At 64.1% G+C, this 24844-nt stretch carries 19 protein-coding genes; 9 read left to right on the top strand and 10 right to left on the bottom strand.

Annotation, left to right across the window (positions count from 1 at the left end; genetic code table 11):
* Window position 1: 1 nt before the first annotated feature.
* Entirely contained in the window at window positions 2-2368 is a 2367-nt protein-coding gene (locus tag IB243_RS06875) for a GGDEF domain-containing protein (protein WP_192425908.1), read from the top strand.
* A 106-nt stretch (window positions 2369-2474) separates the two neighbouring features.
* On the top strand, window positions 2475-3365 hold the full coding sequence (locus tag IB243_RS06870; protein ID WP_192425905.1) for an NAD-dependent epimerase/dehydratase family protein: 891 nt from the start codon (window positions 2475-2477) through the stop codon (window positions 3363-3365).
* 40 nt (window positions 3366-3405) lie between these two features.
* Here IB243_RS06870 and IB243_RS06865 read toward each other — a convergent pair whose 3' ends face one another.
* The 3 genes from IB243_RS06865 to IB243_RS06855 form a co-directional block, all read right to left on the bottom strand.
* Window positions 3406-4359: an amino acid ABC transporter substrate-binding protein gene (locus IB243_RS06865; protein WP_225584784.1), complete on the bottom strand. Its 954-nt coding sequence runs from the start codon at window positions 4357-4359 to the stop codon at window positions 3406-3408.
* Window positions 4360-4461: 102 nt separating this feature from the next.
* Window positions 4462-5238, bottom strand: a complete 777-nt coding sequence (locus IB243_RS06860; protein WP_010463590.1) for an aspartate/glutamate racemase family protein — start codon at window positions 5236-5238, stop codon at window positions 4462-4464.
* A 12-nt stretch (window positions 5239-5250) separates the two neighbouring features.
* Window positions 5251-6141 (bottom strand): amino acid ABC transporter substrate-binding protein, encoded by an 891-nt coding sequence (locus tag IB243_RS06855; protein WP_192425902.1) that lies wholly within the window; start codon window positions 6139-6141, stop codon window positions 5251-5253.
* 319 nt (window positions 6142-6460) lie between these two features.
* Between IB243_RS06855 and IB243_RS06850 the strand changes: the two genes are divergently transcribed.
* Window positions 6461-7678 carry a D-amino acid dehydrogenase gene (locus IB243_RS06850; protein ID WP_192425900.1) on the top strand — a complete coding sequence of 406 codons (1218 nt, stop codon included), beginning with the start codon at window positions 6461-6463 and terminating at the stop codon, window positions 7676-7678.
* Window positions 7679-7727: 49 nt separating this feature from the next.
* On the opposite strand, the gene IB243_RS06845 is transcribed toward IB243_RS06850, so the two are convergent.
* The 6 genes from IB243_RS06845 to polA all read right to left on the bottom strand — a co-directional run bounded on the left by IB243_RS06845 (window position 7728) and on the right by polA (window position 16091).
* A complete protein-coding gene (locus IB243_RS06845) occupies window positions 7728-8654 on the bottom strand; it encodes a LysR family transcriptional regulator (RefSeq protein WP_057226658.1) in 927 nt (308 codons plus the stop codon).
* A 115-nt stretch (window positions 8655-8769) separates the two neighbouring features.
* A complete protein-coding gene (locus tag IB243_RS06840) occupies window positions 8770-9402 on the bottom strand; it encodes a glutathione S-transferase family protein (protein WP_192425898.1) in 633 nt (210 codons plus the stop codon).
* 20 nt (window positions 9403-9422) lie between these two features.
* On the bottom strand, window positions 9423-10331 hold the full coding sequence (gene yghU / locus IB243_RS06835) for a glutathione-dependent disulfide-bond oxidoreductase (RefSeq protein WP_192425896.1): 909 nt from the start codon (window positions 10329-10331) through the stop codon (window positions 9423-9425).
* A 197-nt stretch (window positions 10332-10528) separates the two neighbouring features.
* Complete coding sequence (locus tag IB243_RS06830; RefSeq protein WP_192425894.1) at window positions 10529-11404, bottom strand: DNA adenine methylase; 876 nt, start codon at window positions 11402-11404, stop codon at window positions 10529-10531.
* Window positions 11391-13112: an AAA family ATPase gene (locus tag IB243_RS06825; protein WP_192425892.1), complete on the bottom strand. Its 1722-nt coding sequence runs from the start codon at window positions 13110-13112 to the stop codon at window positions 11391-11393. The genes IB243_RS06830 and IB243_RS06825 overlap by 14 nt, the downstream gene beginning before the upstream one ends.
* Window positions 13113-13292: 180 nt before the next feature.
* Window positions 13293-16091, bottom strand: a complete 2799-nt coding sequence (gene polA, locus IB243_RS06820; RefSeq protein WP_192425890.1) for a DNA polymerase I — start codon at window positions 16089-16091, stop codon at window positions 13293-13295.
* 53 nt (window positions 16092-16144) lie between these two features.
* Here polA and IB243_RS06815 point away from each other — a divergent pair, with 53 nt between their 5' ends.
* From IB243_RS06815 to IB243_RS06800, 4 genes are all read left to right on the top strand, one after another.
* Window positions 16145-16504: a hypothetical protein gene (locus IB243_RS06815; RefSeq protein WP_010463577.1), complete on the top strand. Its 360-nt coding sequence runs from the start codon at window positions 16145-16147 to the stop codon at window positions 16502-16504.
* Between the two features lie 103 nt (window positions 16505-16607).
* Window positions 16608-17558 carry a homoserine kinase gene (locus tag IB243_RS06810; RefSeq protein WP_010463575.1) on the top strand — a complete coding sequence of 317 codons (951 nt, stop codon included), beginning with the start codon at window positions 16608-16610 and terminating at the stop codon, window positions 17556-17558.
* Between the two features lie 158 nt (window positions 17559-17716).
* Window positions 17717-18568 (top strand): BPSS1780 family membrane protein, encoded by an 852-nt coding sequence (locus IB243_RS06805; protein ID WP_192425888.1) that lies wholly within the window; start codon window positions 17717-17719, stop codon window positions 18566-18568.
* The gene (locus IB243_RS06800) at window positions 18516-19391 is read left to right on the top strand and encodes an iron dicitrate transport regulator FecR (protein WP_192425886.1); all 876 of its coding nucleotides are present in this window, start codon (window positions 18516-18518) and stop codon (window positions 19389-19391) included. Before IB243_RS06805 ends, IB243_RS06800 begins: the two co-directional genes overlap by 53 nt.
* A gap of 151 nt (window positions 19392-19542) precedes the next feature.
* Here the strand turns inward: IB243_RS06800 and IB243_RS06795 are convergent, their stop codons facing one another.
* On the bottom strand, window positions 19543-21768 hold the full coding sequence (locus IB243_RS06795; protein WP_192425884.1) for a PhoX family phosphatase: 2226 nt from the start codon (window positions 21766-21768) through the stop codon (window positions 19543-19545).
* 313 nt (window positions 21769-22081) lie between these two features.
* Between IB243_RS06795 and IB243_RS06785 the strand changes: the two genes are divergently transcribed.
* Window positions 22082-23293 carry an imelysin family protein gene (locus tag IB243_RS06785; protein WP_192425882.1) on the top strand — a complete coding sequence of 404 codons (1212 nt, stop codon included), beginning with the start codon at window positions 22082-22084 and terminating at the stop codon, window positions 23291-23293.
* 2 nt (window positions 23294-23295) lie between these two features.
* Window positions 23296-24786, top strand: a complete 1491-nt coding sequence (locus IB243_RS06780; protein ID WP_192425880.1) for a di-heme oxidoredictase family protein — start codon at window positions 23296-23298, stop codon at window positions 24784-24786.
* The last annotated feature ends 58 nt before the right edge of the window (window positions 24787-24844 follow it).

The raw sequence follows: 24844 nt of genomic DNA, 5'->3' as shown, positions 1-24844 counted from the left end.
CATGCCGCCTGCCCCTCCGCGCGAAACCTCCCTGGCTCTGCAGGTGGTGGCCGTGTGTGGGGTGTGCGGTATGGGCGGGCTGGCCCTGCTGGCCTGGGCGCTGGCAAGCCATGTCCTTGAAGGGCCCGTGCGCGCTGCGCTGGTGGCCGCCGGGCTGGGGCTGGGGACCATCGCCTGCCTGCACTGGCGCCTTGCGCGGCGTGCACAGCGCTGGCAGGCTGCCGCCCACCAGGCCACCACACAGCTGTCCGCCACGCTCGATATCCTGCCCGATGGCCTAGCCATCTATGACGCAGACGATCGGCTGGTGCTGTGCAACACGCGCTACCGCGAGGTGGCCCCGGGCATCGCGATGGCCGTGGACTACGGAACGCGGTTTGAAGACGTGCTGCGCCGCGCCGCCGCCTCCGGCGAGATCCGCGACGCACAGCAGGATCTGGAGACCTGGCTGGCGGGCCGCATGCAACGCCACCGCTCTCCGTCCGGCCCCGAAGTGCAGGAGGTACGGGGCGACCGCTGGATGCAGCTGACCGAGCGCACGCTCGATGGCGGCGGTGTGGTGGTGCTGCGCACGGACATCACCGATGTCGTTCACAAGCAGCGTGCGCTGAAACAGGCGCTGGACGATGCCGAACGTGCAGAACGCCAGCTGCGCGAGGCGGTGGACGCGATGCCCGCCGGCCTCGACATCTATGACGAGAACGACCGGCTGGTGCTGTGCAACAACTTCATGGCGACCCTGCGCCCGCACCTGCCCGTGCAGACATCGCTGGGCAAGACCTATGAAGAACTGCTGCGCGAAGGCCTGAAGCACGGCATTCCCGAAGAGGCGCTCGGCCAGGAAGAGCTGTGGCTGGCCCACGAGCTGGCCATCCGGGGCCACCGGCCCGGTCCGGAGGTGCGCCACTACCCCAACGGCGCGTGGATGCACATGCACGAAAGCCGCACCCCATCGGGCATGACCGTGGTGGTGCGGCTGGACATCAGCGACCTCATTGAGCAACGCCAGAAAGTGGAGGCAGCCCGCCAGGAGAGCCAGCACATCCGGCAACTGCTGGAACGCGCCGTGGAGGCCCTGCCCGTCAGCATCGAAATCTTTGACGAGCAGGACCGGCTGGTGCTCTACAACCAGCAGCTCTCGCGCATGTACCCGCACATGAACTACGCGGAGCACCTGGGCAAGAGCTTTGCCGACATCCTGCGGCATTCGGTGGAGCGGGGCCTGGTCCCCTCTGCCAACGGCCGCGAGGAGGCCTGGATTGCCGAGCGCCTGTCGGAGCACGGCAGCCGCACCTCCACGCTGGTGCAGCGGCTGGCTGACGGGCGCTGGATCAACATCTACGAAACCCGCACCCCCGAGAACTACGTGGTGGCCGTGCGCCTGGACATCACCGACCTCATCGAGCAGCGCCAGGCACTGGAAGCGGCGCAGGATGCCGCCCAGCAGGCACGGCAGCTGCTGCAGGATGCCGTGGAATCGCTGCCCGAGGGGTTTGCGCTGTTCGACGCCGACGACCGGCTGGTGGTTTGCAACGCGCAGTACCGGCGGCTGTATCCCATCTCGGCCCCCATGATCGTGCCCGGCAGCACCTTCGAGCAGATTGCCCGCTATGGCGCCGAGCGCGGCCAGTACCCTGATGCCGTTGGCAACGAAGAAGTCTGGGTGGCCCAGCGCATCGCCGACCACCGTGCTGCCATCCACGCCGTGCTGCAGCGCCTGCCGGAAGGCCGCTGGGTGCAGGCCGACGAAAGGCGCACGCCCCAGGGTGGCATTGCCGGTGTGCGCACCGACGTGACCCAGCTGGTGCGCAAGGAGCAGGAGCTGGCGGCGGCCAACGCCAAGCTGGCGCTGCTGTCCACCACCGACGGCGTCACCGGCATCGGCAACCGGCGCCGTTTTGACGACCGGCTGGCCACGGAATGGATGCGCTGTGGCAGGCACGGCCTGCCGCTGGCCGTGATCCTGATCGACATCGACCACTTCAAGCTCTACAACGACCACTATGGCCACCTGGCCGGAGACGAATGCCTGCGCCGCGTGGCCCAGCTCCTGCAAGCCACCATTCGGCGCGCGGATGAAGTGGCCGCGCGTTATGGCGGCGAGGAATTCGTTTTCCTGCTGCCCGACGTGCCCCTGCCCGAGGCTGTGACCGTGGCGCAGCGCTGCATGGACAACCTGCGGAATGCCGCCCTGGCGCACCCCCGCTCCCCCACGGCGCCCATCATCACGTTCAGCATGGGCATTGCGAGCGTGGTTCCACGCCCGGAGGCCGGGTCTGACACACTGGTGCAGGCAGCCGATGCAGCCCTGTACCGCGCCAAGTACGGTGGCCGCAACCGCTTTGAGGTGTTTGACCCCGGCCTCTGAACAGGCGCGGCGTTGCACGCTACAGCGAAGCCAGGAGTTTTTTGCGCCGCTCCACGCCAAGGCCACAACCGCGCATGGCTCCCTCTTTGTTTCAAAGGCACTGTTGATGCACATCCTGCTGACAGGCTCTACCGGATTCATCGGCCACACCGTGGCTGCCGCGCTCACCCAAGCCGGGCATACGGTGCACGGCGGCGTGTCTCCCCGGCAGCGCACCGTGATGCCGCTGCAGGTCCCCATGGACTTTGCCCGCGACACCACGGCCGAACCGTGGCTGCCACGCCTGGCGGGGATCGATGCGGTGGTCAACGCCGTGGGCGTTCTGCGCGACAGAAGCGCCCGCCCCATCGATGCGGTCCACCAGCACACGCCCGTGGCCCTGTTCAACGCCTGCGCCCAGGCGGGTGTGAAGCGGGTGGTGCATATCTCGGCGCTGGGCATCGAGGGCAGCGACACGCGCTATGCCAGCACCAAACGCGCTGCCGATATGCACCTGCAGGCGCTGGCCGCGCAGGGAGCACTGGCCCCCGCCATCCTGCGGCCCAGTGTGGTGTTTGGCAAAGGCGGCGACAGCAGCGCCCTGTTCATGAACCTGGCCCGCCTGCCCGTGGCGCTGTTTCCCGGGCCCATGCTCACCGCGCGCGTGCAGCCCGTGTCGGTGCACGACCTGGCCGCCGCCATCGTTGCCCTGCTGGGCCCAGCCATGGCCACCCAGGGCCTCATCGAGTGCCCCGGGCCGGAGGCGCTGACCATGGGTGATTTCGTCGCCAGCCTGCGGCAACAACAGGGCCACCTCCCCGCGCGTGTGCTGCGACTGCCCGATGTGCTCACGCAGCTCAGCGCCCGCATGGGCGATGCGGTACCTGGCATTCCATGGTGCACCGAAACCCTGAGCATGCTGGGCAGCGACAACGTGGGCAACCCTGCGGTGTTCGAGCAGTTGCTGGGGCGCAAAGGTGTGCACTACAGCCAGCTGGTGGCCACGGCCTGGCGTTAAGCACGGGTCCTGAAAACCTACCCCTGAGGCACCACGGCGCCTACTGCGGCACGTAGTCGGACGGATATTTGAGCGAATCCACCAGCAAGTGCGGCATACGCATTCCCAGGTTGATGCCATGGGGCGGGATCGGCTGCGTAAACCACTTGTCGTACAGGCGGTGCAGCTCGCGCGTCTGGATCAGGCGGCGCAGCTCGGCGTCCACCACGGCCTTGAGTTCGGGGTTGTTGCGCTCGAACGCCACCGCATAGGGCTCGATCGTCATGGGCTTGCCGATGACCTTCAGGTCCTGCGGCCGTGCATGGCTGGCGCGTAGCCCGTACAGCAGCACATCGTCCATCGCAAAGCCCTCGACCTTGCCATTGACCACCCAGGCAAAACCTTCGGCGTGGTCCTTGGCGGGTTCGATGTGCACACGGACCGACTTGGTGGCCGCCTCGCGGGCCAGCGAATCAATGTTGGTGGTGCCCGCCGTGGATGCCAGCGTCTTGCCGTCCAGGTCTTCGATGCGGGAATACGGCTTGTCGCTTTGCACCACGATGCGCGACGAGGCGATGAAATGCGCAATGGTGAACGCCACGCGCTCACGGCGCGCGGCCGTGTTGGTGGTGGAGCCACATTCCAGGTCCACCTCGCCTTTCTCAATGGCATCAAAACGGCTGCTGGACGTGACCAGACGGTAAGCCACCTTGGTCTCGCGCAGCTTGAGGTGGCGTCCCAGCGCCTGCGCGATCAGCCTGCAGACGTCCACGCTGTAGCCCATGGGTGTTCCGTTGGCCACATAGGACATCGGCATGGACGATTCGCGGTGGCCGATGACCACCACCCCGCTGGCCTGGATGCGTTGCAGCGTGGTGCCAGCGGACGGTGGCGACGGCGACGGTGCCGCCAACTGGGCCCACGCCTTGCCACACCCTGCCCCGCCAAACGCAAACGCGAGCATTGCCGCCCCCACGCTCGCACCCAGCCTCTTGCCGACGGTCGTGAATGCCATGACTTTCACCTTCATTCAGGAAGTCGCCGCCCCAGGCAGGCTGGAGATCGCGGCGAGAAAAAGAAGCTGCCGACACCCCCTGGGCATCCAGCAGCGTCGGGCTCAGCAGACGGGGACAGTGTCCCGGTAGGCATGCCGGGCCAAGGCCGAGGCCAGCACCACCGAGGGGTTCACCAGCGAGAGCCCCTCCAGCCGAGGGTGTTCCGAAAGAGCCAGGGGGATCTCGGTGCAGCCCATGATCAGCGTGGACACGCCATAGCGCTCCTGCAGCGCAATCGACACGGCCTCAAAGCGCTGGCGCGCCAGCGGATAGTTGCCCGCCTTCACGCCGTCGTAGATGCCCTGCATCAACTGCTCGCGCTCATGGTCGTCGGGTACAAAGCAGGCGATGCGCGCGCGCTCCAGCTCACGCTGGTACAGGCCCGCGTCGTAGGCGCCGCGTGTGGCCAGCAGCCCCACGCCCTGCACCTTGCGCGCCGACAGCTCGGCAACCACCTCCTGCACGCCGTGCAAGACCACCATCTGCGGAAACCGCTGCTGCAGGATGCCGTGCCACGCATGGGCCGTGTTGCAGGCAATCGCCACCACCCGCGCACCCAGCGCCGCCAGCCGCCCGGTGGCCTGCAGCATGGGGTCCGCTGGTTGGTGCGCCCCGGGGCGCTTGTCATTCAGCGCCGCCGTGCGGTCTGGAATGGGTACCTGCGCCAGCCAGTGCTCGGGGTAAGCCTGGTCATGCACCGGAATGCCCAGCACCTCCATCTGGTCGGTACAGGCCTGCACAAACAGGCGCACAAAGTCAGCCCCGGCGGCCGGGCCCATACCGCCCAGAATCCCCACCACCTGCGGGGCGTGCGTGTGGCTTGCAGACACAGAAGACATGCGTGCTCCGGCTTACTGGGCGGGCTTGTCGCTCTGCGCCACCAGGTTCTCACGCAGCTCCTTGCTCATGGCAAGGCTCAGGTTCTGGTTGCGCGGTGGCACGGGCGACATGAACCACTTGGTGTAGAGCTTTTCGAATTCGCCGGACTTCATCATCCCGCCGATCACACCGTTGACCAGCGCCTGAAACTGCGGGTCGTCCTTGCGCAGCATGCAGGCGTAGGGCTCGACCTGCAGCGAATCGCCCACCACGGTCCAATCGGCCGGGTTGCGCTGGTTGCCCATCAGGCCGAACAGCAGGATGTCGTCCATCGCAAACGCTTCAGCCCGTCCCGTATCCACCAGCAGCAAGGAGTCGTCATGGTCCTTGCCCAGCACGATGTCCATGTCGAGGTTGTTGTCGCGGTTGTACTTGCGGATCACCTGCGCATTGGTGGTGCCCGAGGTGCTGGCCACCTTCTTCTTGGCCAGGTCGGCGTAGTTCTTGACGCCCGATGTCTTCTTGGTCAGCAGGCGCGTTCCGGTGTAGAAGTAGTTGATGGCAAATTGCACATCCTTGCCCCGCGCCGTGTTGTTGGTGGTGGAGCCGCACTCCAGGTCGATGGTGCCGTTGGTCAACAACGGAATGCGGTTCTGCGAAGTCACCGCCTGCAGCTCCACCTTGATGGCGGGGTTGTTGACACGCTTTTTCACGGCATCGACCACCGCATTGGAGATGTCCACCGCAAAGCCCACCGGGACACCGGGCCCGGACAGGTAGCTGAAGGGCACGGACGACTCGCGGTAGGCCAGCGTGATCTTGCCCGACTCGGCAACCTTCTTGAGGGTGTCGGCGCTGACCACGGTGCTGGCCAGCAGGCCGGTGGCCACGATGGCGGCGGTGGTGACGGCGGAGAGCTTCATGGGAATCCCTTTGTGCAAAAAGCAGATTGGTGGATGGAAAAATCAGAACGCAGGGCCACTGTAAAAATTCGCGCCGCGATTGAACAATTCATTTGCACGGGTACGTCATGACCAAAAGTTATGCCGCCGATTTGGTGCACGCCGCCGCACCATCCAAGTGCCATTTCTGCAACTACACGCTGTTGTTCCGCGCGGCTTGCCTCCCACCGGTGCACATGCATAACTTCCCGGCATGGGCGCCCCCGGCATTGGCATTGTTCAAAGGCCAGCCCTCACCCTACATTGACTTTCAGTCAACCAACAACGTAGAACACACAAGATGCAGGTATGTGTCCTCGGCGCAGGCATCGTGGGCCTGGCCACCGCCTATGAACTCCACCAGCGCGGCATGCAGGTGACCGTGATCGACCAGGCCCAGCCCGGTGCTGGCGCCAGCGGCGGCAATGGCGCGCAATTGAGCTACAGCTATGTGCAGCCCCTGGCCAATGCCGGCCTGTGGCAACAGTTGCCCGAACTGCTGCTGTCGCCCCGCTCGCCGCTCAAGATGCGCCCGCAGTGGGACGTACACCAGTGGCGCTGGGGCCTCGAGTTTTTGCGGGCCTGCAACCGGCGTACGGCCGAGCGCAGCACCCAACACCTGCTGGCCCTGGCCGCACGCAGCCGCCACGGTTTTGAAGCCATGCTGCAGGCCGAGCAGCTTGACTGCAATTTCTCCAACACTGGCAAGCTCGTGCTGTACAGCACCCCTGCTGGCCTCGCCGCAGCGCAGCAGCAGATGGAACTGCAGCGCGGCTGGGGCAGCGAACAGGAGGCCGTGTCGCCCCAGCGCTGCGTGGCGATCGAACCCGCGCTGCAGCACTACCAGCGCCACATCGCAGGCGCCATCTACACCCCCAGCGAGTGCGCCGCCGATTGCCTGGCGGTCTGCCAGGGCCTGCAAAGGCTGCTGGCGGCACGCGGGGTGCGCTTTGTGCTGGGCACGCGCGTGGAGGGCTTTGTGCGCCATGCACGGCGCATTGCGGCGGTACAGACCAGCGCGGGGGCCATCGAGGCGCAGCAGTTCGTGCTGGCCCTGGGCAGCGCCAGCCACCAGGCAGCGAAGACGCTGGGCTTTCGCCTGCCCATCTACCCACTCAAGGGCTACAGCATCACGCTCGACACCACGGAGGCTCCCGGCGCAGCACCCCGCGTCAACGTGACCGATGCTGCGCGCAAGGTGGTCTTTGCACGCATCGGCCGGCGGCTGCGCGTGGCCGGCATGGCCGAGCTGGTGGGGCACAACGACCACATCCCCCCAGCACGCATCCAGAGCCTGTGCGAGTCCACCAGCGCGCTGTTTCCGGGCTGCAGCGACTTCAGTGAACTGCGCCCCTGGACCGGCATGCGCCCGGCCACGCCCACGGGCGTGCCGCTGGTGGGACGGCACCCCCACGCACCGGAGAACCTGCTGCTGAACACGGGCCACGGTGCGCTGGGTTTCACGCTGGCCTTTGGCACGGCGGCGCAGATGGCCGCATTGGTAGCGCCCGCGGCCTGACACCAGACGGGCGCTGGCGCGGGAGCGCAACAGCGTCCCGCACAAAGCGCTATTCGGCTTCCCGCAGACCCACGGACTCCAGCGTCTCGGCCACCGCCTGGCGCATGCACTGCGTCATGGCGCTGGCCAGCAGGGAGCTGGGCCGGTTCACGGTGCGCAATGACTTGATGGGCACGGCAATGTGGGGAGCCAGCGCCAGCACCTCCACCTTGCTGCGGTCGGCCGACGCGGCCGTGCAGGTGTCGACCACCGCCACCGCATGGCCGTGGTGCGCCAGGGCCAGCGCGGCGTGGTAGGTCTGCACCGTGATCGCTGTCTGCAAGCCCACCCCGGCCTCCCGGCAGGCATGGTTGACCACCGTGCCGATGGGGTCACGCACATCGAGCCGCACCACCGGCGTATCCGCCAGGTCGGCCAGGTGCACCACGCCCGCAGCCACCAGTGCGGCATTGAGCATGCCCTTGGGCGCCACACACACCATGCGCCCATCGGCCAAGTGCTCTTGCGTGAGCGCGGGGTGGGCGATGGCGCTGAACACAAAGCCCACATCCGCCTCCTGCAACACCAGGGCCGACACGATCTGCGGCGAATGCAGCGCATCGATGGTGACCTTCACGTCCGGGTGCTTCTGCCGAAAGAACCGCAGCGCACGCGGCAGGACTTCGTAGCTCAGCGCCAGCACGCTCAGGATGTGCAACTCGCCCTCGCGCTGGTCGCCCTTGAGGCTGTTGGCCAGGCGCTGCACATCGTCGAGCTGGGTGAACAGGCGCTCAATGTGGGGGTACAGGGTCTGTGCCTCGGTGGTGGGCACCAGCTTGCCTTTGAGTCGATGAAACAGCGGAAACCCGAGCTGTAGTTCCGCATGGGCCAGGATGCGGCTGACCGCCGGCTGGGTGACGTTGATGAGGCGGGCCGCCGCGCTCACACTGCCGGTGAGCATGACGGCGTTGAAAACTTCTATGTGGCGAAGGCGCATGGGGCAACGATGCAAGGAACGCGCCGGGCGCGCAATCCTTGAATCTCCCCATTGCGGAGACAGACTGCGGCAGCCCGGTCGGGCGGTTAGCTGGTGGCGGGAACCGTGCTCTCAGCTACAGCGACATCGACGGCCGCTGTGCCATGGCCGCGCGCCAGCGTAGCAAGTGCGGGTGCTGCTCGCCCGGCTTTTGCTTGACCACGCGCGCAAAGTCCACAGCCACCACGGCCGTGATATCGGCCACGCTGAAGCGGTCAGTGGCGATGAAGTCGCGACCTGCCAGGCGCTCGTTGAGCAGGGCAAAAAACTGCGCCACCCGCACCAGCCCGCGCTCGGCCAGGGCCGGGATCTGGGGGTAGTCCACCGCGCCCGGCAGCGCCCGGTTGGCCATGGCGGGCGCACTGTTGCGCAGCGCCTCGGCAATGGCCTGCAGGCCCTCGAACTCCATGCGCCAGTTCCAGCTCGCAATCTCGGCCTTTTCTGCAGGCGTCCCGCCCAGCAGTGCAGGCTGCGGATACCGCGCTTCGACATACGCGGTGATCGCCGCGTTGTCGGCCAGCAGCAGGCCATCATCGGTACGCAGCGCGGGCACCGTGCACTGCGGGTTGATTTGCCGATAGGCATCGCCTAGCTGTTCGCCGCTGCGCAGGTCCACCTGCACGGTGTCGTGGGCAACGCCTTTTTCTGCCAGCAGGATGCGCGCGCGGCGCGGGCTGGGCGCCGTGGCGCAGTCGTACAAGGTGATCATGGTGGCGCCTTGCGAAACACTCATCGGGCGGGTGACGAAGAAGAAGCCAACGCGGCAGCTTCGATCTTGTCCTGCGTCTTGGACTCAAAGTCACTGGCCTCATGCCGCTCGCGCAACTGGCTGGCCGGGTCACCGTTGACGCGATTCACCTTGCGCCCCCGCTGCACCGCCGGGCGCTTGGCAATCTGGTCGGCCCAGCGCACCACATGCGTGTATTCGTGCACCTGCAAAAACTCGCCGGAGTTGTAAGCCTGGCCTTTGACCAGCAAGCCATACCAGGGCCAGATGGCGATGTCCGCCACCGTGTACTCGCTGCCCGCCACATACTCATGCACGGCCAAGCGCTGGTTGAGCACATCGAGCTGGCGCTTGGCCTCCATTGCATAGCGGTCGATCGCGTACTCGATCTTGACCGGCGCATAGGCATAAAAATGCCCAAACCCGCCGCCCACAAACGGCGCACTGCCCATCTGCCAGAACAGCCATGACAGGCACTCGGCACGCGCCGCGCCGTCTTTGGGCAAGAAGGCGCTACCGAACTTCTCGGCCAGGTACATCAGGATGGCGCCGGACTCGAACACCCGCACCGGGTTGGCGGGGTCAGTGCGATCCAGCAGCGCGGGGATCTTGGAATTGGGGTTCACAGACACGAAACCGCTACCAAACTGCTCACCCTCGTTGATGCGGATCAGCCACGCGTCGTACTCCGCGCCGCTGTGACCCAGCGCGAGCAGCTCTTCCAGCATGACCGTGACTTTCACGCCATTGGGCGTACCCAGCGAATAGAGCTGCAGCGGGTGCTTGCCTACGGGCAGTTCCTTGTCGTGCGTGGCACCGGCAATGGGCCGGTTGATGCTGGCGAACTGGCCGCCGTTTTCCTTGTTCCATTGCCAGATGGCGGGGGGGGTGTAGGGGGTGGAATCGGGCATGGGGCTCCAAGCTGAAATACGAAAGCTAACGGGGTCGCTAGCGATTGCCAATTGAGTCTAGCGATGCTGTTGATTCGCCGCTGCGCTAGGTCGAATGTCCTGCGGAGATCTTGTCTTGTCGAATGGAATGGCAGCGCCAAATCCACCCCTCTGGCTCTGCATGGATATCAGCCGCCCTGCGATGCAGGGGCAGCCATTCAAGCGGCCGTCTTTGTCTGAGGGATAGCGTCTTCAGAAACAATTAGGTCTTGACTAAAAAACATGACTTCATTGCCCACGTAGCGTCGTTGGGCCGTGTAGTTGAGCCCGTATGTTTTCGTGTTAACGAGTTGATACATGGCGCGAATTTCATCAGCATTGTCATAAGACACGACCCAGTGCCGTTTGAAGCTTTTAGCCTTGATAGTCTTTGCGATCGCAACGTGATCATCATGCTCGTAATAGTTGCGGTACAGCCCTTTGCCTTTGACGTAGTAAGGCGGGTCAAGATAGATCAGCGACTCTTTTGGCAAGAACTCTTTGCAGCGTTTCAGCAGAGCCAAAGAATCTTCGCTGTACACGGAGATGTCTTTCGAACGCTTGGCGATCTCCACAATCCGTGCAGCAATAACATCCTTCTTGAAACGGGCATCCAGTTTGTAGACACCTTCCTGACTCTTCCCGCCAATGACACCCGCTTTCAAAATTCCAGAACGGTTAGTTCGGTTCATGAACAACGTGGCAAACCCCTTCTCTACAAGGCTGGCTTGGCAGTCTTCTCGGAGTACCGAGCGCCACTTGAACCATTCCTCGAGAGTGATAGGGGTTGATGCAAGCAGGTCCAGCAATTCCTCAGAATGCTGCGTTACAGAGGCCCAAAATGCAAAAACTGCTGGATCTGCATCGTTGATATGAATATGGCTGGCATGTCCCTCAAAAAGCAGACCGAGGGCAACCCCTGCCCCGCCTGCGTAAGGCTCCAGGTAATGCCCACCCGCAACGCCATTAACTTCCATCAGCTTAGCGATGAACGGAGCAAAAGGCGCCTTGCCGCCGGGGTAGCGCAGTGGGCTGTAAAGCCTATTCGAGAACATTGGGCACCTTCTTCAAATTAACTTTCAAGGTAGTGAGTTTGGCATCGTCCACGGCGTAACCATTTTTCATCACACCGTAGATTGTGTCCTTGAATTGCTCCAAAAACTGGTTGACCAAAACTGGGTTTCTTTCGATCCAATGTTTCCATGCGCCGTAAGGCTTAGCTCCACAATTCACCACCTTCTGGACTTCTCCGCCTTTGTAAAATTTCTTAAAAATTTCACGCGGCTTTAATCCACCCTTATACGCTTTGATACGTTCATTGAGATCAGCCTTGGGACTTGTAATTCTCAATTCAGTGATCGTGTCCCGTGCTGCATCGGTGAATACATCGCGGGTGAATTGCAACTCATTTTTCCAGAATCCATCATCTGCAGGAAGATTGTACAAATGCTGAAAAATCAATTGATCAGGTGGGAGATCGCCAGGCAAAAGAACAATGGTTTTATAGTTCTTCCCTTCAATATGTGAACATGCATCTGAGTCAAGACAAATAACACTTTTCTCAGTAAACTCCGGCACCTTGTTTTTTATTAGGTTCACGTAGTTAGTACACCCAAGGGTCACTTCTGACATTGCCGTGATGCATTTTTTTACCGGCTGCCTACTAATCAACGCATCAAAAAAATTCTCTGCTTCTTTGTCTTCGAAATACACATTGACGCTTGGCAGGTTTGCCGCAGTTCCTACGCTGACAGTTCTCGTATGAATGTCAGCACTAATCTTCGCCCATGACCAATCCTGTATGACCTGAACAGATCCGTATGTGTTGCTCAGATAGACAGTCTTGAATTTCTTGCTGTGCTCGTGCTGACTCTGCTCGTATGCGTACTCGATCATTACTGGGGAGTGAGATGTCATAACTACCTGCAGATTGAGCTTCCTGCATTCACGTTCAAAAATCTTCAGCAGATTGACTTGAGCAGTCGGAAATAAGCCAGCATCGGCCTCATCAACCAGCAACAAACCGCCTTTATAGTCGGCGTATTCTGCTTTAAGTTTTTTAAAAGACAGCAACGCCATGATAATTTGACCTGCATTATCTTCGCCTGCCGAAACCGATTCATGATTGTAGTTATCTCCGTGAGCCACAGCAGATGTGATTGTGCCATGTGTGCCAGTGGCCTGGGTCGAACTGCGGTTGAGTAGCTCGTTGGTGAGTGCAATGAACTCCTGCTCATGGGCTTTCAAATAATCAAAATCAATTGCTTTGTAGTCGCGATCAGCAATCGGATATAAACGCTTCAAGCTCAAAAAAATCACGGGATGTGTGAAGTTCCTGCTTGTATTGCCCGTGGCAGTGCTGTTCTTCCTGATGACGGGGCGCGGCAATATTTTATTGGTCTCATCGTCAGTCCGTGTCATCAACTCCAAATTGGCTGTTGCGATCTGATCGGTGTACCCCTCGTGTAGAAAAATACTTGCCGATAAGGAACCCGGCACATCAAACTCCTTAGATATTCGAATGTGTTCCTTGTACTGCGATTTAAAGCCCTTGCCGCTGATTTGCTTGAAATCGCGCAGACTAGCTCCTGTCACGTAGTCTTTTTCAAAACTAAAAATCTGCGCGGCAATCCCAAGAATTGAAGATTTGGACGTACCGTTCTTGCCACAAATAACAGTGATGTAGTCGCCAAACTCAATCTCGACGTTGGTTAACGCGCGAAACTTTTCAATTGTTATCTTTTTGAGTTGCGTTTTAGTCATGTTGCTCCCCCTTATGTCTTATTGAAGTTTCGCAAATCAACAGTGAGCAACTTCACACGTCACCAACAAAGACGACGCAGGCAGTCACGATCAAATTCGATAGCTACTAGCGCTTACCAGATAAGCGCTAGAGGCCAAAAACACTCAAACTCTTGGCTCATCACCGCTGCCTCCCCCGGCTCAATGCGCCTTATCCCAGTTCGCCCCCACCCCCACCTCCGCCAGCAACGGCACCTTCAGCGCCGCCACATCCGCCATCAGGCGCGGGATGTGGGTCTTGAGCCAGCCCACCTCGCCCTCGGGCAGCTCGAACACCAGTTCGTCGTGCACCTGCATGATCATCTTGATGTCCGGCTTGTGGGCATCCAGCTCTTTTTGCACGGCCACCATGGCCAGCTTGATGAGGTCGGCCGCCGTGCCTTGCATGGGGGCGTTGATGGCGGCGCGTTCGGCGCCTGCGCGGCGGGGGCCGTTGGGGGAGTTGATTTCGGGCAGGTACAGGCGGCGGCCAAACACGGTTTCGACATAGCCCATGGACTTGGCGGCGGCCTTGGTGTCGTCCATGTACTGTTTCACGCCGGGGTAGCGCAGAAAGTATTTGTCGATGTAGGCGGCAGCGGCCTTGGTTTCGATGCCCAGGTTCTTGGCCAGGCCAAAGCTGCTCATGCCGTAGATGAGGCCAAAGTTGATGACCTTGGCGTAGCGGCGTTGCTCGCTGGTGACCTGGTCTACCTCCACCCCAAACACCTCGGCGGCGGTGGCGCGGTGCACGTCCAGCCCAGCGTGGAAGGCGTGCAGCAGCGAGTGGTCGCCGCTCAGGTGGGCCATGATGCGCAGCTCAATTTGGGAGTAGTCGGCACTCGCAATCACCCGGCCTGCGGGCGCCACGAAGGCCTCGCGCACGCGGCGGCCTTCGGGGGTGCGGATGGGGATGTTCTGCAGGTTGGGGTCGTTGCTGGACAGGCGCCCTGTGACGGCCACGGCCTGGGCGTAGTGCGTGTGCACGCGGCCTGTGCGTGGCAGCGCCAGCTGGGCCAGCTTGTCGGTGTAGGTGCCCTTGAGCTTGACCAGGCCCCGGTGCTCCAGCAGCTTGGCGGGCAGGGGGTAGTCCTTGGCCAGTTTTTCGAGCACCTCTTCGTCGGTGCTGCGCGCGCCGGTGGCGGTTTTCTTGACCACGGGCATGCCCAGCTTGTCGAAGAAAATTTCGCCGAGCTGCTTGGGGCTGCTCAGGTTGAAGGGCTGGCCTGCAATCTCATACGCCTCGGTTTCAAGCTGCAAGATGCGCTGGCCCAGCTCGTGGCTCTGGTTGGCCAGTGTGGGCGCGTCGATGAGCACGCCGTTGCGTTCGATGCGGTACAGGGCCTCGCTGCTCTGCATCTCCAGCTCGTAGATGAAGCGCAGTTTGTCATCGGCCTGCAGCAGGGGCCACAGGGCGTTGTGCACGTCCAGGGTCTGGTCGGAGTCTTCACACGAGTAGGCGGCGGCCTTGTCCACCGGCACTTGCGCAAACGGAATCTGGTGCGCGCCCTTGCCGCACAGGTCTTCGTAGGTGATGCCTTTGCGGCCGGTGTGGCGCTCTGCCAGGCTGGTCAGGTTGTGGGGCTTGTGCACTTCGAGCACATAGCTTTGCAACATGGTGTCGTGCGTGTAGCCCTGCACCTCGATGCTGTGGTTGGCGAACACATGGCGGTCGTACTTGATGTGCTGGCCCAGCTTGTGGTGCTTGGGGTCTTCCAGCCAAGGCTTGAGGCGGGCGAGCACTTCATCCAACGGCAGTTGCGCGGGCGCATCGGGGCCTTCGTGGCGCAGGGGGATGTAGGCGGCCTCGCCGGGCTGCACGCTGAAAGATATGCCGACGATCTGCGCGCGCATTTCGTCGAGCGAATCGGTCTCGGTGTCGATCGCTGCCAGCGGAGCCTTGTGCAGGCGTTCCAGCCACTGGTCAAAGTCGGCCCAGTTGAGGATGGTGTCGTACACCACGGTGCGGTGCTGGGCTTCCTCTGCCACGGTGCTAGCGGAGTGGTCGGCAAACAAATCGCCGCTTTGGCCGGGCATGGCGACGGTGGGAGCTGCGGTGGCGGGGGCCGCTGCACCCTTGATCGCGCTGGCCAGGCCTTTAAAGCCATATTTTTCGTAAAACGGCAGCAGGCCGGCGTTGTCTGGCGCGTCCAGCGTGATGTCGTCAAATGCGGGCAAACCGGGGATGTAGTCGGCCAGCGCGCAATCGGTCTTCATGGTGACCAGCTGACGGCTCAATGCCAGCTGACCGCTGGCAATCGCCTCGCGCAGGTTGTTGCCCGCCACGCCCTTGATGGCTTCGGCGTTGGCAATCAGGCTGTCGAGCGAGCCATATTCTTCCAGCCACTTGGCGGCGGTCTTGGGGCCCACCTTGGTCACGCCGGGCACGTTGTCCACGGTGTCGCCCACCAGGGCCTGGTAGTCCACCATCAGCGTGGGTGGCACGCCAAACTCTGCCGTCACGCCCGCCACGTCGCGGCGCTTGCCGCTCATGGTGTCGATGATGGTGATGTGCTCGTTGACCAGCTGGCTCAAATCCTTGTCGCCACTCGACACAATGACCTCAATGCCCTGTGCGGCTGCTGCGTTGGCCAAGGTGGCGATCACGTCGTCGGCCTCCACGCCGGGCACGGCCACCACCTTCCAGCCCAGCAGGTCCACCACCTCGTGGATGGGCTCGATCTGGCTGCGCAGGTCGTCTGGCATGGGCGAGCGCGTGGCCTTGTACTCGGTGTACAAGGCATCGCGGAAGGTGGGGCCCGATGCGTCGAACACGCACACGGCATAGTCGGCCGTCACCTCTTTGCGCAGCGCCTGCATCATGTTGATCATGCCGCGAATGGCGCCCGTGGCGGCGCTGGTGGGGTCACCCGGCACGGCCCGCAGGTCGGGCATGGCGTGGAAGGCGCGGTAGAGGTAGCTGGAGCCGTCCACCAGCACCAGGGTCTTTTTGTTGCTCATGCGGCAATTGTGCACGGCCCTGCGCCACCCAGGCCGCGCTCTACAATCGCCCGATGCGCGCTCTTTACCTCCTTTTGCTGCTGGGCATTGCCTCCGGCTCCGCCCTGGCCCAGACTTCAAGCCAAAATGTGCCCCAGGGCACGGCAGACAAGCGCGAGGCGCTATCAGAACCTGAGCAAGCTGCAGGCCGCTCCAACCAGCGCACCGAGCGCATCCACATCGAAGACGCGGGCAGCCGCGTCGATGAACTGCGTGTGGGCGGCCAGACCCAGACCATTTCCGTGCAACCCAAGACCGGCAACCTGCCCAGCTATGAGGTGCAGTCGCCCGACGGCGCCCGCAGCCGCGCCGGCAGCAACAACGGCGCAGAAACCACCACCGCCCCCCGCGTCTGGAACGTGCTGAAGTTCTGAGGCCCCTGCGGCACCTTCCAGCGCAGCCGCGCTGGCACCCATGGAGCCGCTGTACGCCCTGCTTTTTGCTGCCAGTTTTTCTTCTTTTGTAACCCCCTGAGCGATGGCCGTCTTTACCGAAGTCTCCAACCACGAGGCGCGCGAATTGCTGCGCCGTTTGCAACTGGGTGAGCTGGTAGAGCTGCGCGGCATCGAGGGTGGCATCGAAAACACCAACTACTTTCTCACCAGCGACCAGGGCGAGTTCGTGCTGACGCTGTTCGAGCGCCTCACCGCCGCACAGCTGCCGTTCTACCTGTACCTGATGAAGCATCTGGCGCACGGCGGCGTGCCCGTTCCCGACCCGCGCGCCGACCAGAACGGCGACATCCTGCACGCTGTGTGTGGCAAGCCCGCCGCCGTGGTGAACAAGCTGCGCGGCAAAAGCCAGCTGGCGCCACAAGGCGCACACTGCGCCGCCGTGGGCACCATGCTGGCCCGCATGCACCTGGCGGGGCGCGGGTTTGACCGGCACCAGCCCAACCTGCGCGGCCTGCCCTGGTGGAACGAAACCGTGCCCGTGGTGCTGCCCCACATTGACCCGGCCCAGGCCGCCTTGCTGCGGTCCGAGCTGGCCTACCAGAACCATGTGGCCGCCAGCGCCGCGTATGCCGCCCTGCCCCAGGGCCCCGTCCACGCGGATCTGTTCCGCGACAACGTGATGTTCGACGGCGAAGAACTCACGGGCTTCTTCGATTTCTACTTTGCGGGGGTGGACACCTGGCTCTTCGATCTGGCGGTGTGCCTGAACGACTGGTGCATCGACCTGGCAACGGGCCAACACGATGCCGGGCGCGCCACCCGCATGCTGGATGCCTACCAGGTGGTACGCCCCCTCACCGCCGCCGAACGCGAACTGCTGCCCGCCATGCTGCGCGCGGGGGCCTTGCGGTTCTGGATCTCGCGCCTGTGGGACTTCTACCTGCCGCGCGAAGCCTCCATGCTCACGCCGCACGACCCTACTCACTTTGAGCGGGTCCTGCGCGCCCGCATTGCCTACCCCGTGCAAGCCTGACCACGGCGCCAGCGACTTCGCGGCGCGTGGCGGATCCCTTGCGCAGTGGCCGGAATGGGCCGCTGGGGTAAATTCCAAGCTATTGCACTGCCACGGGTGGCCTCCCGGCTGCTGGCAGTGCCCGGGCGCAGGCCCCACTTTTTCTCTCCAGCACCCTCATGAAACTCCACATCGTCCCCGCCCGCACCGGCATGGCCTGGGTCAAGCTCGGCATCCGGACGTTCTGGCAGCAGCCCATGGCCCTGGCAGCGCTGTTTTTCATGACCATGGCGGTCATGTCGCTCACCACGTTGATTCCCCTGGTGGGCCCCGCTGTCGCACTGATGATGCTGCCGTCGGCCACCTTGGCCATGATGGTGGCAGCGGCGCAAGCCTCGCAGGGGCGCTTTCCCACACCGGCCGTGCTGCTGGTGGCGTTTCGCACCGGGCAGCAACGGCTGCGCGACATGCTGGTGCTGGGCGCCTTGTATGCCGTGGGTTTCCTGGCGGTGATGGGGCTGTCGGCCTTGCTCGATGGCGGGCAATTTGCCAAGGTGTACCTGGGCGGCGCCCCGCTGACCAAGGAGGTGGCGGAAGACCCTGCCTTCCAGAGCGCCATGTGGCTCTCCATGGTGCTGTACCTGCCGCTGTCGCTGCTGTTCTGGCATGCCCCGGGGCTGGTGCACTGGCATGGTGTGCCACCGGTCAAGGCCCTGTTCTTCAGCATCGTGGCCTGCGTGCGCAACTTCGGCGCTTTCTTGGTCTACGGCCTGGGCTGGCTGGGCGTGTTTCTGCTGGGAGGGCTGGTGGTGACGCTGGTCTCGGCGCTGCTTGCGGGAGCGGGGCTTGCAGGATCGGCGGCTGGCGGCATCATGGTGGGTGCCGCGTTGATGATGGCGGCGATGTTCTTCACGTCGGTGGTGTTCACCTTCCGTGACAGCTTCGAGCCCCCTTCGACCCCTGCATCCGAGGCGCCCCATGACGCACCACCCGCACCGCCACCCGACACTCCAACTCCTGGGCCGAACTGAAGAGGAACTTCTCTGGCACCGGCGGCGCAGCCTGCTGCAGGCCGCCACCGCGTGGATGGCCACCGGCGGATGGGTGGCCGCCCAGGCGCAGTCTGGCAGCAACATCGTTGAAGTGCGGGGGGATGTGCTGCGCAATGGCCAGCCGCTGACCGCCCGCCACAGCATCGCCGCCGGTGACCGCATCGAGACCGGCCCCGGCTCCACCGCCGTTTTCACCGTGGGCAACAGCGCTTTCATGCTCAGGCAGAACACGCGCATGGCGCTGGAGGGCGACACGCCCACCGCAGTCAAGATCCTGCGGGTGCTGACCGGCGCAGTGGCCAGCGTCTGGGGGCAAGGTACAGAAGGGCAAGTGATCCTGCCCACCGCCACAGCAGGCATCCGGGGCACAGGTGTGTATGCCGAGGTGTTCCCCGAGCTGGCCTACCGGGGCTATTTCTGTAATTGTTATGGAACAGTGGACCTGGCCGCTGGCAGCGAGAACATCGTCAGCCAGTCCGTGTACCACCAGTCGTTCTGGGCCGAACCTGCACCGCGCGATGGCCGCCTTCTGACGCCTGCGGGTGCCATCAACCACACCGACGAAGAGCTGGAGTTTCTGGCCAGCCTCGTCGGCCAGCGCACGGCATGGCAGATTGCCGGGCGCAAGGGCACCAAGGATGGCAGCGGGCAAATGAGCTATCCCTCGGCGCCCGGTGGCAGTGCGCCGACCGCACCACCCGCACCTGCATCACCCGCTTTGCCCCCACCGACACCCGCGCCCTTGCCACCTGCGCCAGTGTCCCGCGCCCGTCCGCCTTCGCCCTACGGCGCAGACTACTGACACCCCACACAACACCAGGCAGGCCGCAAGCCAGAGGCGCAGCCAAAACGCCAGTCCAAAAAGCAAGGGCCAGCCCCCCATGGCTGGCCCGCATGCAAAGGGAGTGAGGAGCGAACCCCTCACACAGCCCGCAGCCCCTGATGCAAACTGATCAGGTACCGATGTTGCCGCCGTCGTTCTTCGTGATCACGATGGTGGCCGAACGGGGGCGCTTGCCCGCGCCGTAGCCAGCGTTGGCAGGCCACTGGCTCTGGTACTTGGCCGGGTCGCCCAGGTTGGCCATGCCGGTGGATTCACCCGGGTGCTGGATGTTCACGAAGATCGTCTTGCCGTCCGGCGTTTCGGTCAGGCCCGTGATCTCGCAGCCCTTGGGGCCCACCAGGAAGCGCTTGAGAGTGTCGGCCGTGGCAGCCTTTCCCACGGGAGAGACGATGTCGAACTTGGTGCCGTCCGCCTTGGTGTAGGTCAGCGTCTTCTTGCCGCCGTCGCCCACCTGACCAGGCACGGCCGCCAGCATCATGCAGTTGCTGGCATCGGTGTAGGCGCCGTCATCGGTCTGGATCCAGCAGATGCCCGTGGCCTTGCTGAAAGCCAGTCCATCGGGGCTGGAGAAGTCTTGCTCGTCCGTCAGGGCCGAGATGTTGATCAGCGTCTTGTCGGCGCTGGCTTCGGCGCCGAACAGGTACACGTCCCAGGTGAAGGCGGAGACGGAGGCGCCTTCCTTCAGCCGCACCATGTGGCCGTTGGGATTGCCGTCCTGCTTGGTGGTGCCCTTCATGTCGGTGTAGGCACGGGGGTTGGCCGCGTCGGGCAGGTACTGGCCGCTGCCGGGGTTGGCGCTGCGGGCGCTGTTGTTGGTCAGCGTGAAGTACACCTCGCCATTGGCGGGGTTCACCGCGTTCCACTCGGGGCGGTCCATCTTCGTGGCACCCACGGCGTCCGCGGCCAGACGGGTGTTGATGACGATGTCGGCCGCGTCGGCGAACTTGTACGTGGCATAGCCGCTGATGGCGGTGTTGGTGAGCGACAGCTCCACCCAGCTGCCGGTGCCGTCGGCGTTGAACTTGGCTGCGTACAGCTTGCCGCTGTCCAGGTACTTGTCGCCGATGGCCAGGCGGTCGTTGGCGTTGGCGTCGGCCGGGTTCCACGTGGCGGTGGACACGAACTTGTAGATGTACTCGCCGCGCGAATCGTCGCCCATATAAATGGACAGAGGCTGGCCGGCCACCACCTTGCCGAACGCTGCGCTCTCGTGCGCGAAGCGGCCCAGACCCGTGCGCTTCTTGGCCATGCGGGTCTTGTCATAGGCATCGATCTCGACGATGTAGCCCATGCCGTTCATCTCGTTGCGGTAGTCGTCCGTGCCGTCCACCGAGGTGCCGGTCTTGCTGTTGTTCCAGCGCTGGTACTTGTCGTCCGCGCCGCCGCTTTCCCAGCCGTGGCGCGATGCGGCGCCCTGGTTGCGGCCATAGCGCTTGAGGGCCGTCACGGTCTTGTCGTTGCCGCGTGCGGCGTCGTCTGCGGCGCCGCGTGTGAAGTAGCCAAACCAGTTTTCTTCACCGGTCAGGAAGGTGCCCCAGGGCGTCTTGCCCGTGCCGCAGTTGTTCAGCGTACCGCGCGTGGTGGTGCCGGTGGGCGAGAACTTGGTGAACAGCTGCGCGTTGCCGCGGGCCGGGCCCGAAATCTCGATGGGGCTGAGCGACGTGAGGCGGAAGTTCAGCGCAGAGTTCTGCGCGTAGGCCCACTTGCCACCCGACTTGGCCACTTCGACCACGGCAATGCCGTGGATGGCCGTTTCCTTGTCGATTTCCGCTGCGGGGCGGGGCAAGGTGGTGGTGCCGCCGTTGGCGTGCAGGAAGTACGAAGACAGCTTCTCGTCGGTGGTGGCTTCGTGGTTGATGGCCAGCAGGCCACGCTCGGTGGCGTTGTCGCTGCGCTTGCCGTCGGTGCCCAGGCCAAACCACTCCATACCGTCATGGTGGTCGCCAGCGCGCTTGTCGAAGTCGCCGTCGGTGCCGTCATTCTTGTACGCAGCCACGCCTGCGGCAATGGGGTCGCCCAGTGCAAAGATCACGCTGGCGGTGTAGCCCGCAGGCACAGCCACCACGTCGGACAAGCTCTTGGGCACGGCGCCGAAGCCCAGCAGCTTGGGGCCGGCAGGTGGAGGCGTGACTGCAGGATCATCGCTGCCGCCGCAGGCCGATACGCCAAATCCGGCCAGCATGGCCGTGCCTACCGAGCCCACGCTGCCACGCAGCACGCCACGGCGCGACAGACGGGCGCCCAGCACCGAGTCGAACGTGGGGTTGGCGGAGGTGTTGGCGTTCTCGTTGTTGAAATCAATGGCCAGCTCTGGCGCATCCACACGGTGGGTCATGGGGGTTCCTCGGGTTGTTGGTTACAAAACCCATGGAGCGTAGAAACCACGGGTGACATCACCGTGAAGGTTTTGCGTCGGTTCGATGACAGGCGTTTCCAGCCAGTGGCCATGGATTTGGCAAATACGAATCACTACCATTTGTATAATTCCTCCTCAGTCCTGCCCACCCAGCCACTCGTCTGTGCCCACGCTTGCGCGCAGGCCCCGTCCAGCCAGTGCGGCCCCGCCACCCCCATCCATCCTGCGCGGCACCACCACCGGCCTTCGGCCATGCGTGCGGCGGCCCGCGTGATCCTCTGGAGACCACTGCATGACATTTCCCTCCCTCAAGACGTCCCTCTTGGTGGCTGCCCTGTCCGTCTGCGCGTACAGCACTGGCGTGGGCGCACAGATCGCCCCCACGGCAGCAGCCCCCCAGGCCCAGGCGCCGCAGGCCGTGACAAACCAGGCCGTGGCCGCGCACTACGCACAGCTGGTGCACGCCAACTACGCCGACACGCTCGCCAGCGCACAGGCACTGCGCGAGGCTGTGCAGGCCTTCACGGCCAAGCCTTCGGCCGACACGCTGGCCGACGCCCGCAAAAAATGGCTGGCTGCGCGCGAGTTCTACGGCCAGACCGAGGCCTTCCGTTTCTACGGCGGCCCCATCGACAACGACAACGGGCCCGAGGGCCGCATCAACGCCTGGCCGATGGACGAATCGTTTGTGGACAGCGTGCAGGGCAAGACCAATGCGGGCCTCGTGAACAACCGCAAGTTCGTCATCAACAAGAAGAACCTGTCGGCGCAGAACGAGCGCGGCGGCGAGGAGAACATCGCCACGGGCTGGCACGCCATCGAGTTCTTTCTGTGGGGCCAGGACCTGTCCGAGACCGGCCCGGGCGACCGCAACTTCGAAGACTTCGTGGACGGCAAGGCCCTCAACGCGGACCGCCGCCGCCAGTACCTGAACGTGGTGACCGACCTGCTCATCGACGACCTCACCTCGCTCGTGAAGGCCTGGGCGCCCGATGCCAAGAACAACTACCGCAGCAAGTTCGCGCGGGGCGGCCAGGAGTCCGTGCGCAAGATGCTCGTGGGCCTGGGCTCGCTCTCGCGCGGCGAGCTGGCCGGCGAACGCCTGGAAGTGGCCCTGAACAGCCAGGACCAGGAAGACGAGCACTCGTGCTTCTCCGACAACACCCACCGCGACGCGGTGACCAATGCCAAGGGCATCCAGAACGTGTGGCTGGGCGAATACCAGCGCGCCGACGGCAGCGTGGTCAAGGGCGCATCGCTGCGCGATCTGGTGGCTGCCAAGGACGCGGCGCTGGCCGACAAGACCACGAAGCAGATCGCGGCCTCGGTGGCTGCCGCCGAGGGCATCCAGGCACCGTTCGACCGCGAGATCATCGGCGGCAAGGACGCGCCGGGCCGCCAGCGCATCCAGAAGACCATCGACAGCCTCACGCAGCAAAGCAAGGACCTCGTCGCCGCAGCCAACGCGATCGGCATCACCAAACTGACCCTGGTCCAGCCTTGAGCATGAAGCCTGCGCAAGCCATTGCCCGCCGGCGCACCGTGCGCCTGGCGGCAGCCAGCACCGCCATCGTCGCACTCGCCGGCTTCGGCGGCCTGGGCCTGCAGTCGTTGACGGCAGCGCCCCAGCCCGACCCGCTGGGCGAAAAAACCGGCGGCGAGACCACGGTGTTCGCCACCGGGCGCAATGCCTTCTCGTTCCCGGCCGCCAACCTGGCCGATGAGGAGCGCACGCGCTTCGTCATCGGCAACTCGTTCTTCCGCCGCAACTGGGTGGAGGCGCCCGCGTCCACCAAAGCCCGCGACGGCCTCGGCCCGCACTTCATCGCGCGCTCGTGCGGCGGCTGCCACGTGCAGGACGGCCGCGGCGAACCACCGGCAATCTTCAACCGCCTGGGCGAGACGAAGGACCCCACAGTGGCCCTGCTCGTCCGCCTGTCCATCCCTGGCACCGACGTGCACGGCGGGCCGGTGCATGACCCGGTGTACGGCGACCAGTTCAACAACGCTGCCATCCAGGGCGTCAAGCCCGAAGGCCGCGTGACCCTGCGCTACGACACCATCAAGGGCAAGTTCGCCGACGGCACGCCCTACACGCTGCAAAAGCCCTCCTACGGCTTTGCCGACCTGGGCTACGGCCCCCTGCACAAGGACGTGATGACGAGCCCGCGCATCGCGCCGCAGATCATCGGCGTGGGCCTGCTCGAAGCGATTGCCGAGGCCGACATCCTGGCCAACGCCGCAGACCAGGCCGCTGCCCCCGGCCCCATCAAGGGCGTGCCCAACAAGGTGTGGGACGGCCCCGCCGGCCGCATGATGACGGGGCGCTTCGGCTGGAAGGCCAACGTGGCCACCATCGCGCACCAGACGGGTGGCGCCTTTTTGGGCGACATGGGCATCACCTCGCGCCACTTCGCGCAAGAGGCCTGCACGCCCACGCAGAAGGACTGCCTGGCCGCCCCCAGCGGCAAGAGCGGCGGCGACCAAGGCCAGCCCGGCGTCGAGATCGACGACAAGACCCTGGCCGACGTGATCTTCTACCAGGCCACGCTCGCGCCGCCCGCGCGTCGCAGCCTCAACGACGCGCAGGTGCTGCGCGGCCAGGCCCTGTTCTCGCAGGCCCAATGCGCCACCTGCCACCGCCCGAGCTACGTCACCCAGGAGGGGCCGTTCCCGCAGCTGACGAGCAAGGCTCTGAGCGGGCAGCGCATCTTTCCGTACACAGACCTGCTGCTGCACGACATGGGCGAGCGCCTGGCCGACGGCCGGCCCGACTTCGGCGCCAACGGCCGACAGTGGAAGACTCCTGCGCTGTGGGGCACGGGCCTGATCAAGGACGTGAACGGCCACACCCGCCTGCTGCACGACGGCCGTGCGCGCGGTGTGCTCGAAGCCGTGCTGTGGCACGGCGGCGAGGCCGAAGAGGCCAAGAACCAGGTGCTGAAGATGAAGAAGGCCGACCGGGACGCGCTCGTGAAATTCGTGGAGTCGTTATGAGAATTTACCCCCACGCTCCCCACTCCGTGTGGTCGCTGCCCCCCGAGGGGGCCGCGTT

This window comes from Acidovorax sp. ACV01 (assembly GCF_014851495.1).
GTDB lineage: Bacteria > Pseudomonadota > Gammaproteobacteria > Burkholderiales > Burkholderiaceae_C > Acidovorax > Acidovorax radicis.
The sequence above is the reverse complement of the archived record's forward strand: the minus strand, read 5'-3'. Positions and strand labels throughout refer to the sequence as shown.